This window comes from Variovorax sp. 22077 (assembly GCF_052044195.1).
In the GTDB taxonomy this organism is placed as follows: domain Bacteria; phylum Pseudomonadota; class Gammaproteobacteria; order Burkholderiales; family Burkholderiaceae_C; genus Variovorax; species Variovorax atrisoli.
On record NZ_JBQEQC010000007.1, the window covers coordinates 146,591 to 159,238 of the forward strand.

The 12,648-nt window shown below is 68.6% G+C and carries 11 protein-coding genes; 10 read left to right on the forward strand and 1 reads right to left on the reverse strand.

The features are described 5' to 3' along the window. Positions 1-63 precede the first annotated feature (63 nt). On the reverse strand, positions 64-2,943 hold the full coding sequence (locus tag ACTJLF_RS12475) for a valine--tRNA ligase (protein ID WP_440883174.1): 2,880 nt from the start codon (positions 2,941-2,943) through the stop codon (positions 64-66). 122 nt (positions 2,944-3,065) lie between these two features. On the opposite strand from ACTJLF_RS12475, the gene yaaA reads away from it, so the two are divergent. The 10 genes from yaaA to ACTJLF_RS12525 all read left to right on the forward strand — a co-directional run bounded on the left by yaaA (position 3,066) and on the right by ACTJLF_RS12525 (position 12,642). Beyond that, a complete protein-coding gene (gene yaaA, locus ACTJLF_RS12480; RefSeq protein ID WP_019654249.1) occupies positions 3,066-3,851 on the forward strand; it encodes a peroxide stress protein YaaA in 786 nt (261 codons plus the stop codon). A gap of 157 nt (positions 3,852-4,008) precedes the next feature. After that, the gene (locus ACTJLF_RS12485) at positions 4,009-4,851 is read left to right on the forward strand and encodes a 2OG-Fe(II) oxygenase (RefSeq protein WP_019654248.1); all 843 of its coding nucleotides are present in this window, start codon (positions 4,009-4,011) and stop codon (positions 4,849-4,851) included. Between the two features lie 26 nt (positions 4,852-4,877). Continuing rightward, positions 4,878-5,783, forward strand: a complete 906-nt coding sequence (locus ACTJLF_RS12490) for an alpha/beta fold hydrolase (RefSeq protein WP_440883175.1) — start codon at positions 4,878-4,880, stop codon at positions 5,781-5,783. Continuing rightward, entirely contained in the window at positions 5,780-6,646 is an 867-nt protein-coding gene (gene queF / locus ACTJLF_RS12495; protein WP_019654246.1) for an NADPH-dependent 7-cyano-7-deazaguanine reductase QueF, read from the forward strand. Before ACTJLF_RS12490 ends, queF begins: the two co-directional genes overlap by 4 nt. Positions 6,647-6,765: 119 nt before the next feature. After that, entirely contained in the window at positions 6,766-7,671 is a 906-nt protein-coding gene (locus tag ACTJLF_RS12500; RefSeq protein WP_126182765.1) for an SDR family NAD(P)-dependent oxidoreductase, read from the forward strand. A gap of 79 nt (positions 7,672-7,750) precedes the next feature. Then, entirely contained in the window at positions 7,751-8,641 is an 891-nt protein-coding gene (locus ACTJLF_RS12505; protein WP_019654244.1) for a LysR substrate-binding domain-containing protein, read from the forward strand. A gap of 13 nt (positions 8,642-8,654) precedes the next feature. Next, positions 8,655-9,542: a LysR family transcriptional regulator gene (locus ACTJLF_RS12510; protein WP_440883176.1), complete on the forward strand. Its 888-nt coding sequence runs from the start codon at positions 8,655-8,657 to the stop codon at positions 9,540-9,542. Between the two features lie 111 nt (positions 9,543-9,653). After that, positions 9,654-10,808, forward strand: a complete 1,155-nt coding sequence (locus ACTJLF_RS12515) for a mandelate racemase/muconate lactonizing enzyme family protein (RefSeq protein WP_126182767.1) — start codon at positions 9,654-9,656, stop codon at positions 10,806-10,808. 92 nt (positions 10,809-10,900) lie between these two features. Beyond that, positions 10,901-11,914, forward strand: a complete 1,014-nt coding sequence (locus tag ACTJLF_RS12520) for a Bug family tripartite tricarboxylate transporter substrate binding protein (protein WP_440883177.1) — start codon at positions 10,901-10,903, stop codon at positions 11,912-11,914. Between the two features lie 2 nt (positions 11,915-11,916). Beyond that, on the forward strand, positions 11,917-12,642 hold the full coding sequence (locus ACTJLF_RS12525) for an arylmalonate decarboxylase (RefSeq protein WP_132752428.1): 726 nt from the start codon (positions 11,917-11,919) through the stop codon (positions 12,640-12,642). Positions 12,643-12,648: the final 6 nt, after the last annotated feature.

Sequence of the window (12,648 nt, forward strand, 5' to 3'; positions counted from 1 at the left end):
CAGGATGCGAAACGGCGCGCAGCCGCTCCTGGCATCCTATACGTCTTCGAAGCCCCCGGTCTGTCAGCCGAGGCGTACAAGCTGGTCGCGCAGGCGCTCCAGCATGGCGGTGAAGTCAGTCAGACGTTTACGTTCCTGCTCGATCACGGCCGGCGGAGCCTTCGCGACGAAGGCTTCGTTGCCCAGCTTGGAGTGCACCTTGGCGATCTCGCCTTCGACGCGGGCGACTTCCTTGCCGATGCGGACCTTCTCCGCGGCCTTGTCGATCTCCATGTGCAGGCACAGGCGTGCGGCACCCACCACGGCCACGGGCGCAGCCTCGGCGGCAGCCGACCAGGAGGCCTCGTCGTCGAAGACCTTCACTTCCTTGAGCTTGGCCAGCGCCTGCAGCACCGGCGCCGATTCGCGCAGGAAGGCCGCGCCTTCTGCGTCGTCGGCCACGGCGTAGAGCGGCAGGCGCGTGGCGGGCGACACGTTCATCTCGCCGCGCAGCGTCCGGCATGCATCCACCAGCGCCTTCAGGCGCGCGACGTACGCTTCGGCCGCCTCGTCGATCTTCTCGGGCTGGCTCTTCGGATAGGCGGCGATCATGATCGACTCGCCCTCACGTCCTGCAACCTTCGACACCTTCTGCCACAGCTCTTCGGTGATGAACGGAATCACCGGGTGCGCGAGGCGCAGCAGGGTCTCGAGCACGCGGATGAGCGTGCGGCGCGTGGCGCGCTTCTGCGCGTCGTCGCCGGTCTGGATCTGCACCTTGGCGATCTCGAGGTACCAGTCGCAGAACTCGTCCCAGGCGAACTGGTAGATCGCGGTGGCCACGTTGTCGAGGCGGTATTCCTCGAAGCCCTGGGCCACCTCGGCTTCCACGCGCTGGAGCTTGGACACGATCCAGTAGTCGGCGCGGCTGAACTTCAGGTAGCCATGGGCCTTGCCGCCGACCTGGCATTCTTCCTTGGTGTGCTCCAGCAGGCCGCAGTCCTGGCCCTCGCAGTTCATCAGCACAAAGCGCGTGGCATTCCACAGCTTGTTGCAGAAGTTGCGGTAGCCCTCGCAGCGCTTGGAGTCGAAGTTGATGCTGCGGCCGAGCGACGCGAGCGAGGCGAAGGTGAAGCGCAGCGCGTCGGCGCCGAAGGCGGGGATGCCCTCCGGGAATTCCTTCTGGGTGTTCTTGCGAACGGCGGGTGCCGTCTCGGGCTTGCGCAGGCCCTGCGTGCGCTTGTCGAGCAGCGCGGGCAGCTCGATGCCGTCGATCAGGTCCACCGGGTCGAGCACGTTGCCTTCCGACTTGCTCATCTTCTTGCCCTGCGCGTCGCGCACCAGGCCGTGGATGTACACGTGCTTGAAGGGCACCTTGCCGATGAAGTGCTTGGTCATCATGATCATCCGGGCGACCCAGAAGAAGATGATGTCGTAGCCGGTCACCAGCACCGTGGAGGGCAGGTACAGGTCGAGGTCCTGCGTCTTCTCGGGCCAGCCGAGCGACGAGAAGGGCACCAGCGCCGACGAATACCAGGTGTCGAGCACGTCCTCGTCGCGCGTCAGTTTCTTGCCGGGCGCCTTGGCCTGGGCGGCGGCTTCGTCCTCCGCCACGTACACGTTGCCTTCCTCGTCGTACCAGGCCGGAATCTGGTGGCCCCACCAGAGCTGGCGCGAGATGGTCCAGTCCTGGATGTTCTCCATCCAGTGGTTGTAGGTGTTGACCCAGTTCTCGGGCACGAAGCGCACCTCGCCCGACTTCACCACGTCGATGGCCTTCTGCGCGATCGACTGGCCGTCGGCGCCGGGGCGCGTCATGGCCACGTACCACTGGTCGGTGAGCATCGGCTCGACGATGGCGCCCGAGCGCGCGCAGCGCGGCACCATCAGCCTGTGCTTCTTCACCTCGACCAGCAGGCCCAGCGCGTCGAGGTCGGCCACGATGGCCTTGCGCGCCATGAAGCGGTCGAGGCCGCGGTACTTCTCGGGGGCGTTGTCGTTGATGGTGGCGTCGAGCGTGAGCACGCCGATCATCTCGAGCTTGTGGCGCTGGCCGACCGCATAGTCGTTGTAGTCGTGCGCGGGCGTGACCTTCACGACGCCGGTGCCGAATTCCTTGTCGACGTAGTCGTCGGCAATGATCGGGATCAGACGGTCCACCAGCGGCAGCTTCACGCGCTTGCCGACGAGGTGCCTGTAGCGCTCATCCTCGGGGTGGACCATCACGGCCGTGTCGCCGAGCATGGTCTCGGGTCGGGTGGTGGCCACGGTCAGGGTGCCGCTGCCGTCTTCGAGCGGGTAGGCGATGTGCCAGAGCGAGCCGTCTTCCTCCTCGCTCTCGACCTCGAGGTCGCTCACCGAGGTCTTGAGCACCGGGTCCCAGTTGCCCAGGCGCTTGCCGCGGTAGATCAGGCCTTCTTCGTACAGCTTCACGAAGGTGTGGGTGACGACCTTGGAGAGGTCGTCGTCCATGGTGAAGTACTCGCGGCTCCAGTCCACCGTGTCGCCCAGGCGGCGCATCTGCTGGGTGATGGTGTTGCCCGACTTCTCCTTCCATTCCCACACGCGCGCCACGAAGTTCTTGCGGCCCAGGTCGTGGCGGCTGACCTTCTGCTCCTGCAGCTGGCGCTCCACCACGATCTGCGTGGCGATGCCGGCGTGGTCGGTGCCGGGCACCCACAGCGTGTTGTCGCCCTTCATGCGGTGGTAGCGCGTGAGGCTGTCCATGATCGTCTGGTTGAACGCATGGCCCATGTGCAGCGTGCCCGTGACGTTGGGCGGCGGCAGCTGGATCGCGAACGACTCGGCGCCTTCCTTGGGTTGCTGCGTGCCTCGGAAGCCGGCCTTGGCATAGCCGCGCTTCTCCCATTCGGGGCCCCAGTGCGCCTCGATGGCGGCGGGCTCGAACGATTTGGAAAGGCTGTCCAGACCAGGCTGGGCGGGAGGGGTGGTGGGTTCGCTCATGGGAAATGCAGAACGGAAATGCAGAACGGCCCTCTCGGGGCGCCGTCTGGGGGGACACAGGTGGGTAGCCGGCGATTTTACCGGGGCGGCTCCCCGTCACGGCCGCCACTGATAATTCCGGGATGCTGTTCCTGCTTTCCCCCGCCAAGTCGCTCGACTACGAAACCCCCGTCCCCGCCGAAATCCCCGCCACCCAGCCCCATTTCGAATCGCCCCGCGGCCCCTCGGTCGAGCTCATCAAGCTGCTGCGCGAGAAGTCGCCCCAGCAGATCTCCGAGCTCATGAGCCTGTCGGACAAGCTCTCGGCCCTGAACGTGGCTCGCTACGAGGCCTGGTCCAGCAAGAGCACGCCGAAGAACGCCCGCCAGGCGGCCTTCGCCTTCGACGGCGACGTCTACGGCGGCCTCGACGCCCGCAGCCTCACGAAGGCCCAGCTGGCCTGGGCGCAGGAGCACGTGTGCATCCTCAGCGGCCTCTACGGCCTGCTGCGCCCGCTCGACCTGCTGCAGCCCTACCGCCTGGAGATGGGCACCCAGCTGGCCAACCGCCACGGCAAGGACCTCTACGCCTTCTGGGGCCCGCGCATCGCCGAGCACCTGAACGAGCGCCTCGCGGCCGACCGCACTCCCGTGGTGGTCAATGTGGCGTCGCAGGAATACTTCAAGTCGGTCGACCTGAAGGTGCTCAAGGCCCGCGTGGTCGAATGCGTCTTCGAGGAGTGGAAGGGCGACCGGTACAAGATCGTGAGCTTCTTCGCCAAGCGCGCCCGCGGCCTGCTGGCGCGCTGGGCCGTGCAGCACAAGGCGGCCACGCCCAAGGCACTGGAAAAGTTCGACCTCGAAGGTTATGGTTTCGATGCATCCGTATCCAGGCCCGACAGGCTGGTGTTCAGGAGAAGGCTGGGCTGACCCCCAGTCTTCGCGCACTTCGTGTCGTTTCGCCAACCCCCTTGCAGGGGGCAACACCGGCGGCCCGGCAAAGCCGGTTCCGCGGTGTTCCTGGAATGGGGCGTGGCTGTTTTTTCATGCGTTGCGGGGCTTGCCGCAGCGTGGAGGAGTAATTGATATGTCGCAAGCGATCAGTCCGGAACTGCGCGAGTGGCTGGTAGCCCAGCTCGCCGCCGGGCATTCGGTGCCGGCGCTGCGCGCTTCCATGCGCGCGGCCGGCTGGCACGACGCCGCCGCCGATACGGCGCTGGCGCAGCTCGAAGCCGGATTTCCCAACGTGGAGGTCGCGTTGCCGGCCGTGCAGGCGAAGATGCCCGGGCCCGACCTCGACGGCGCGCCGCTGTACATCGACGCGGGCGACCGCCGCGTGCAGGTGCTGCAGACCATGCGGCATCCGCGCGTGGTGGTCTTCGGCAACCTGCTGTCGGCGGAGGAATGCGAAGGACTGATCGCCGCCGCGCGCGTGCGGCTCGCGCGTTCGCTCACGGTGGAGACGCGAACCGGCGGCGAGGTGCTCAACGTCGACCGCACCAGCGACGGCATGTTCTTCGAACGCGGCGAGAACGAGATCGTCGCCCGCGTCGAGCAGCGCATCGCCGAGCTGCTGCGCTGGCCGCTCGAGTTCGGCGAGGGCCTGCAGATCCTGCGCTACGCCCCCGGCGCGCAGTACCGCCCGCACTACGACTACTTCGACCCCAACGAACCCGGCACGCCCACCATCCTCAAGCGCGGCGGCCAGCGCGTGGCTACCCTGGTGATGTACCTGCAGGAGCCCGAGGGCGGCGGCGCCACCACCTTCCCCGACGTGGGCCTCGAAGTGGCCCCGGCGCGCGGCTGCGGCGTGTTCTTCAGCTACGACCGGCCCGACCCCGTCACCCGCACCCTGCACGGCGGCGCGCCGGTGCTCGCGGGCGAGAAGTGGGTCGCCACCAAGTGGCTGCGCGAGCGCGAGTTCAAGTAAGAAGCGCAGGCACGACGAAGCAATCGATGAAAGTCACCGCCAACGGGCTGCAGATCGAGGTCGACGACACGGGGGGCGAGGGTCGCCCCGTCATCCTGCTCATCATGGGCCTGGGCATGCAGCTCGTTGCATGGCCGACGGCCTTCGTGCAGCAGCTGGTGGACGCGGGCTTCCGCGTGGTGCGCCACGACAACCGCGACATCGGCCTGAGCCAGGGCTTCGACCACGCGGGCGTGGGCAACATCGTGTGGGAGACCATTCGCCACCGCCTCGGCCTGAAGGTGCGCTCGCCCTACGCGCTGCAGGACATGGCCCTCGATTCGCTCGGCGTGCTCGACGCGCTCGGCATCGAAAGGGCCCACATCGTCGGAGCCTCCATGGGCGGCATGATCGCCCAGCGCATCGCTGCCGCCGCGCCGCAGCGCACGGCCAGCCTCGTGAGCATCATGAGCTCCAGCGGGGCGCGCGGCCTGCCCGGTCCGCGCCGCCAGGTCGCCGCCATGCTCATGCGCCGACCGATGGGCCGCGACGAGGCCGCGCTGGTCGCGCACAGCATCCGGCTGCTGCGGCTCATCCAGAGCCCGGCCTATCCGCAGACCGACGAGGAGCTCTCCGAGCGGCTCGTCTTCAGCATGCGCCGCTCCTACCACCCGGCCGGCCTGATGCGGCAGATGCTCGCCATCGGCGCCGACGACGAGCGCCCCGCGCTGCTGCCGCGCATCCAGTCGCCCACGCTGGTGCTGCACGGCGAGGCTGACGCGCTCGTGCCCATCGCCTGCGGCGAAGACACGGCCCGGCGCATCCCGGGCTCGAAGTTCGTTTCCGTTCCCGGCATGGGCCACGACCTGCCGCCCGAGGTGTGCGACATCCTCGCCAACCACATCGCGCCTTTCGCGCACGCGGCGGATGCCGCCCAGACAAGACCATCATGAGCCAAGACCCGAACCCCAACACCCCCGAGCAATCCCAGCTGGGCCGCGCGTCCGCCTACGCCGACCACTACGACCCGACGCTGCTCTTTCCCATTCCGCGCGCCACGCAGCGCGAGGCCATGGGCATCAGGACAGGCGCGCTGCCATTCTTCGGCGCCGACCTCTGGACCGCCTTCGAGGTGAGCTGGCTCAACCTGCGCGGCAAGCCGCAGCTGGCCATCGCGCACTTCACCATCCCCTGCGAGACGCCCAACATCATCGAGAGCAAGAGCTTCAAGCTCTACCTCAACAGCTTCAACAACAGCCAGTTCGCGAGCGTCGACGCGGTGCGCGAGCGCCTGCGCGCCGACCTGTCCGAGGCAGCATGGCGCGGCAGCGACCAGCAGGCCACCATCGGCGTGACCCTGCTGGCGCCCGACATGTTCGACCGCGAGCCGGTGCACGAACTCGACGGCCTCGACCTCGACCGCCTCGACATCGAGTGCAGCCACTACCAGCCCACCCCCGAGCTGCTGAGCAGCGACGCCACGCAGGCGCCCGTCAACGAAACCCTCACCAGCCGGCTGCTCAAGAGCAACTGCCTCGTCACCGGCCAGCCCGACTGGGGTAGCGTGCAGATCCGCTACAGCGGCCCGCCCATCGACCAGGCCGGCCTGCTCGCGTACATCGTCAGTTTCCGCAACCACAACGAGTTCCACGAGCCCTGCGCCGAGCGCATGTTCACGGACATCTGGACGCGCTGCAAGCCGAACAAGCTCGCGGTGTACGCGCGCTACACGCGCCGCGGCGGGCTCGACATCAACCCCTTCCGCACGAGCTGGCCGCAGGCGCTGCCGCCGAACATCCGCACGGCGAGGCAGTAGTCGGGGGCGTTGCCGAAGCCCCTCTTCGGAAACCCGAAACCCGCTTCACCCCTCCCTGTGGCATTCTGGATTTCGCCCGCGACCCCGCGGGCGAACGAACATCTGGAGCGCAGACAAGCATGGTTGAAGGAAAAGTGGTCGTCGTCACCGGCGCGGGTGGCGGGATCGGGCGCGACATCGCGCTGGCGATGGCGGCGCATGGCGCGAAGGTGGTGGTCAACGACATCGGCGCGGCGCTCGACGGAGCAGGGGGCAGCGCCGGCCCCGCGCAGCAGGTGGTCGACGAGATCCGCGCGGCCGGCGGGCAGGCGGTGCCCAGCACCGACAGCGTGGCCGATGCCGCGAGCGCGGCGCGCATCGTGCAGTGCGCCATCGACTGCTTCGGGCGCATCGACGCGGTGGTCAACAACGCGGGCATCCTGCGCGACCGCTTCTTCCACAAGATGTCGGTCGACGAATGGGACTCGGTGCTCAAGGTTCACCTGTACGGCGCCTACTACGTGAGCCGCGCCGCCGCCACGCACTTCAAGGAGCAGGAGTCGGGCGCGCTGGTGCACATGACCTCCACGTCGGGCCTGATCGGCAACTTCGGCCAGGCCAACTATGCGGCGGCCAAGCTGGGCATCGTGGCGCTGTCGAAGTCGATCGCGCTGGACATGCAGAAATTCAACGTGCGCTCCAACTGCATCGCGCCCTTCGCCTGGAGCCGCATGATCGGCGCCATTCCCACCGATACCGACGAGCAGCGCGCCCGCGTCGACAAGATCAAGCAGATGACGCCCGCCAAGGTCGCTCCGCTGGCCGTGTACCTTGCGAGCGATGCCGCGGCGGCGGTCAACGGCCAGATCTTCTCGGTGCGCAACAACGAGATCTCGCTCATCAGCCAGCCGCGGCCGGTGCGCTCCATCCACCGCTCGGAGGGCTGGACGCCGCAGAGCATCGCCGAGCACGCCATGCCCGCAATGCGCGCCAGCTTCTTCGAGCTCGACCGCTCGGCAGACGTGTTCAGCTGGGACCCGGTCTGAGGACAAACCCGCATCAGGCCATGCGGGAGGCCATTCGCCGGACAATGCGCGTTCCGCTTCCCCTTGATTCCGGCGCCCGGTGAACCTGCACTTCGACCTGTTCGACCTGAAACTGTTCGTCTACGTGGCGGACGCGCACAGCCTCACGCGCGGCGCGGAGAAGGCCTGCATCTCGCTGGCCGCCGCCTCCACGCGCATCAAGCAGATGGAGGAGGCCGTGGGCGGCAAGCTGCTGCACCGCAGTGCGCAGGGCGTGAGCCTCACGGCGGCGGGCCAGGCGGTGCTCTACCACGCCAAGCGCGTGATGCAGCAGATGGAGCATCTGCGCTGCGACATGCAGGACTTCGGCAAGGGCATCAAGGGCCATGTGCGGGTGTTCGCCAACACCACCTCCATCACCGAATACCTGCCGCAGAAGCTGGCGGGCTTCCTCACGCAGCATCCGGCCGTGCAGGTCGACCTGCGCGAATACCTCAGCGAGGAGATCGTGCGCGCGGTGGCCGACGGCGAGGCCGACATCGGCATCCTCGCAGGCGACGTGCACACGGGCGACTTCGACTCGCGGCCCTTCGGCAGCAACCAGCTCGTGCTGGTGGTGCCGGTCACGCATCGCCTTGCCGGAGCGCCCTCGGTGGCCTTTGCCGACACGCTCGACGAACAGCACGTGGGCCTGCACCACGGCAGCGCCATCCACCGCTTCCTGCAGCGCCGGGCCGAACTCGCGGGGCGCGGCTTCAACCCGCGCATCCAGGTCAGCAGCTTCGAGGCCATCTGCCTGATGATCGAGGCGGGCGTGGGCATCGGCGTGCTGCCGGCGTCGTCGGCGCAGCGGCTGTCGATGGCGATGCGCATCTCGACGGTGGCGCTCAGCGACACCTGGGCCGAGCGCGAGCTGAAGCTGATCGCGCGCAGCCGCGAGCAGCTGCCCGCCCTGGCGCGCGAGTTGTTCGACCACCTCGCGACGCGCTGAGGAGGCCGCAGCCATGTCGGCCGACCTGAAGTCGCTGCGCCTGTTCGTCGCCGTTGCCGACAACGGCAGCATCAGCGAAGGCGCCAAGCGCTGCCACATCGCGCTGGCTGCAGCCAGCAAGCGCATCTCCGACCTCGAGGCCCGCGCGCGGCTGCCGCTGCTGGTGCGGCATGCGCGCGGCGTCACGCTCACTTCGGCGGGCCACGGCCTGCTGCTGCATGCGCGCGCCGTGCTGTCTGCCATGGACCGTCTCGGCGCGGAGCTCGACGACTTCCAGAACGGTGTGGCGGGCGTGGTGAGCATCACGGCCAACGCATCGACCATCGCGCAGTTCCTTCCGTCGCAGATCGGCTCCTTCCTGCACCTGCATCCGGTGCTGAAGATCGACCTGCAGGAACGTGCGAGCACCGAGGTGGTGAAGGCGGTGCAGGCCGGCCTGGCCGACATCGGCGTGATCGAGGGCAACACGCCCGCCGAGGGGCTCGAATGCCTGCCGTACCGCAACGACGAGCTGGCGGTGGTGGTGGCGCGCGACCATCCGCTCGCGCGGCGCCGGCGCATCGGCGTCGACGAGGTGCTGAGCCACGACCACATCGTGGTGCGCGAAGGCACGGCGCTGCACCGCGTGCTGCTGTCCGCGGCGCTGGAGGCCGGCGTGCCGCTGAAGGTGCGCATGCAGGTGGGCAGCTTCGACATGGTCTGCCGCATGGTGGAGCAGGGCGCGGGCATCGGCGTGCTGCCCTATGCGGCCATCCTGCCGCAACTGCAGATACTGAAGCTGCGCTGCCTGAAGCTCGATGCGCCCTGGGCCCACAGGCGCCACCTGCTGTGCGTGCGCAGGCAGCAGGAGCTGACGGTGGCCGCACGCTCGGTGCTGGAGCACCTGGGCCGACCCGACTGAGCCTGCCCGCAGGCCAGCCTTCGTGGCACGCGAAGGCTCGGACTCGCCAAAAACGAATTGTTCTCCCGCGGTTCGCACGCAAAGATGCGTGCATCAACGAAGGAGACACACTTGAAGATCGTTCGCGTCAGCGCCACGCCGCTGAACATTCCCGTCACCATCGACGTGGTCGGCATGAACAAGCAGACCTCGCTGTCGCTGTGCCTCACCGAGATCGAGACCGACACCGGCCTCGTCGGCCACGGCATGACGGCCATCACGGAAGAAGAAATCATCGCCGCCGCCGTGCGCGAGGTGGCGGGCCCCGCGCTGATCGGCGAGGACCCGATGGCCACCGAGCGCCTGTGGGAGAAGCTCTACTGGCTGCTCTCGCCGCGCGGCCAGACCGGCTACGCCAGCCACGCCATCGCCGCGCTCGACATCGCGCTGTGGGACATCAAGGCCCGCGCGCTGGGCCAGCCGCTGTGGCGCCTGCTCGGCGGCGCGCGCGCGAAGGTGCCGGTGTACGCCACCTTCGGCTTCGGCTTCTTCGAGCGCGACCAGCTTGCCGCCGCCGCCAAACTGTGGGTGTCGCAGGGCTTCCAGCGGCTGAAGATGACGGTCGGCAACCATGCGCTCGCGCGCCGCGACGAGCCACGCCCGCTCGACGAAGTCATTGCGGAAGACGTGCGCCGCGTCGCCGCCGTGCGCGAGGCCGTGGGCCCCGACGTGAAGCTCTACGTCGACGCCAACTGCGGCCTCGACCTGTTCCACGCCACCGAGCTCGCGCACCGCATCGAGCCCTACGGCATCAGCTTCTTCGAGGAGCCGCTCACGCAGAACGACGTGCGCCAGATGGCCCAGCTGCGCGCGCGCACACGCATCCCGCTGGCCTGCGGGCAGAACGAGGGCCTGGCCTTCCGCTTCCGCGACCTGCTGGTGAACCAGGCGGCCGACGTGCTGCAGCCCAACGTGACCATCTCGGGCGGCTACTCGCAGGTGCTGAAGATCGCCGGCATGGCGCAGGCCTTCAACGTGCCCATCGACAACGGCGGCGCCTGGCCCTTCCACAACATGCACCTGCATGCGGGCGTGTCGAACGGCGGGCTGGTCGAGTACCACTACGTGGCGGTGCAGATGCTCAAGCAGATTTTCGACGGCCTGCCCGTGCCCGAGCAGGGCTGGCTCACGCTGCCGGAGACGCCGGGCCTGGGCTTCGCTCCGAACGCCGAGCGCGTGCGCGAGCTGGCGAAGCTGCCGACCTCGCACGGCAAGGGCAAGGCCTGAGCGGCCGGCGCCACCCCTCGCGCGACACTTTCTTCCTTCACGACCAGGCCGCGACAGACGGCCGGCGTCCGATCAAAGACAACGGAGACATGATGAAAGCCACACAAGCGATTCGACCACCCGCGCACCGCCATGCGTTGCGCGCGATGGCCGCCCTGGGCCTCGCTGCAGCCCTCTCGGCGCCCGCGGCCTGGGCCCAGGCCCAGAAGTACCCCGACAAGCCCATCCGGCTCATCGTCGGCTACTCCGCCGGCGGCGGCGTCGATGCGGTGGCGCGGCTGCTCGGCACGCGCCTGTCGAACGTGCTGGGCCAGCAGGTGCTGGTGGAGAACCGCACCGGCGCGACCGGGCTCATCGCGGCCGACTTCGTCGCCAAGGCGCCGCCCGACGGCTACACGCTGATGATGGGCGACAGCGCCTTGCTCGCCGCCAAGCTGCTGCAGCCGAAGATCGCGATCGACCCGCTCACCAGCTTCAAGCCGGTGGCGGGGGCTTTCATCTCGCCGCTGATGATCGTCGTCGGCAACGACTTCCCCGCCAAGACTCCGGCGGAGCTGGTGAAGGAGCTCAAGGCCAACGCCTCGCGCTACTCGTACGCGACCTCGGGCGTGGGCACGGTGCAGCACCTGGGCTTCGAGATGCTCAAGCAGGCCACCGGCAGCCCGGTGGTGCACGTGCCCTATCGCGGCGCGGCGCAGATCGTGCCCGACGTGATCGGCGGCCAGATTCCGATCGGCGTGGTGAGCGCCACCGCCGGCATGGCGCAGGCCAAGGCGGGCAAGCTGCGCGCGCTCGCGATGATGAACACCGCCAAGCTCGAAGGCGCCGAGAGCGTGCCGCCGCTGGCCGATGCCCTGCCGGGCTTCGACGTGGCGCCGCGCATCTTCGTGCTGGCGCCGGCCGGCACCCCCAACGAGATCGTCGACAAGCTCTCGGCCGCCGTGAAGGCAGTGCTCGACACGCCCGAGGCCGGCACCGCCGCGGCGGCGCAGGGCACGCTGCGCGCGTACGCCACGCCGGCCCAGCTCGGCAAGGACATGGCCGCCGAGACCGCGCGATGGAAGAAGATCATCGCGGAGCAGCACATCGTGGCCGAGGGGAGCTGAGCATGGCGCAGCCTCACCTTGGACTGATCGTGCCGCCCGCCGCGGGCGCGGTGCCGGTGGACGGCCCGCTGCTGTACGGCGAGCGCATCCGCTTCAGCGCGCGCGGCCTGGGCCTGGGGGAAATCTCCACGCGCGGCTATCTCGACGTGATCGACTCGGTGGTCGAGAAGGCGGTGGCACTGAAGAAGGAAGAGGGCGTTTCCGCGATCTCGCTCATGGGCACCTCCCTGAGCTTCTTCCGCGGCGCGGCCTTCAACCGCCAGCTCGAGGTCGAGATGGCGCGTGCCACCGGCCTGCCCTGCACGACCATGAGCAACGCCATCGTCAACGGGCTGCGCCACCTGAAGGTGCGGCGCGTGGCGGTGGCCACGGCCTACATCGACGAGGTCAACGAGCAGCTGCGTGGCTACCTGGAGCAGAGCGACTTCGAGCCATTGGCGCTCGAAGGCCTGTCGATCTCCGACGTGCAGGCCGTCGGCAAGGTGCCGACCCAGGCGCTGGTGGACCTGTGCGTGAAGGTGTTCGAGGCGCAGCCGGGAGCCGACGGCATCCTGATCTCCTGCGGCGGGCTGGTCACGCTCGACGCGGTGCGCGAAGTGGAGGAGCGCCTGCAGGTGCCCGTGGTGTCCAGCTCGCCAGCCGGCTTCTGGGACCTGGTGCGCACAGCGGGGCTCGATGCGCGCTCGCCGGGCTGCGGCCGGCTCTTCGCCTGGACCGCGCCAGCCTGAACGGGC

Excerpts from the sequence above, each read along its gene's own strand:
- ACTJLF_RS12510 (WP_440883176.1), top strand. The coding sequence starts at position 8,655 with ATGTCGGCCGACCTGAAGTCGCTGCGCCTGTTCGTCGCCGTTGCCGAC.
- ACTJLF_RS12485 (WP_019654248.1), top strand. The coding sequence starts at position 4,009 with ATGTCGCAAGCGATCAGTCCGGAACTGCGCGAGTGGCTGGTAGCCCAG.
- yaaA (WP_019654249.1), top strand. The coding sequence starts at position 3,066 with ATGCTGTTCCTGCTTTCCCCCGCCAAGTCGCTCGACTACGAAACCCCC.
- ACTJLF_RS12475 (WP_440883174.1), bottom strand. The coding sequence starts at position 2,943 with ATGAGCGAACCCACCACCCCTCCCGCCCAGCCTGGTCTGGACAGCCTT.
- ACTJLF_RS12490 (WP_440883175.1), top strand. The coding sequence starts at position 4,878 with ATGAAAGTCACCGCCAACGGGCTGCAGATCGAGGTCGACGACACGGGG.
- ACTJLF_RS12525 (WP_132752428.1), top strand. The coding sequence starts at position 11,917 with ATGGCGCAGCCTCACCTTGGACTGATCGTGCCGCCCGCCGCGGGCGCG.
- queF (WP_019654246.1), top strand. The coding sequence starts at position 5,780 with ATGAGCCAAGACCCGAACCCCAACACCCCCGAGCAATCCCAGCTGGGC.
- ACTJLF_RS12500 (WP_126182765.1), top strand. The coding sequence starts at position 6,766 with ATGGTTGAAGGAAAAGTGGTCGTCGTCACCGGCGCGGGTGGCGGGATC.
- ACTJLF_RS12520 (WP_440883177.1), top strand. The coding sequence starts at position 10,901 with ATGAAAGCCACACAAGCGATTCGACCACCCGCGCACCGCCATGCGTTG.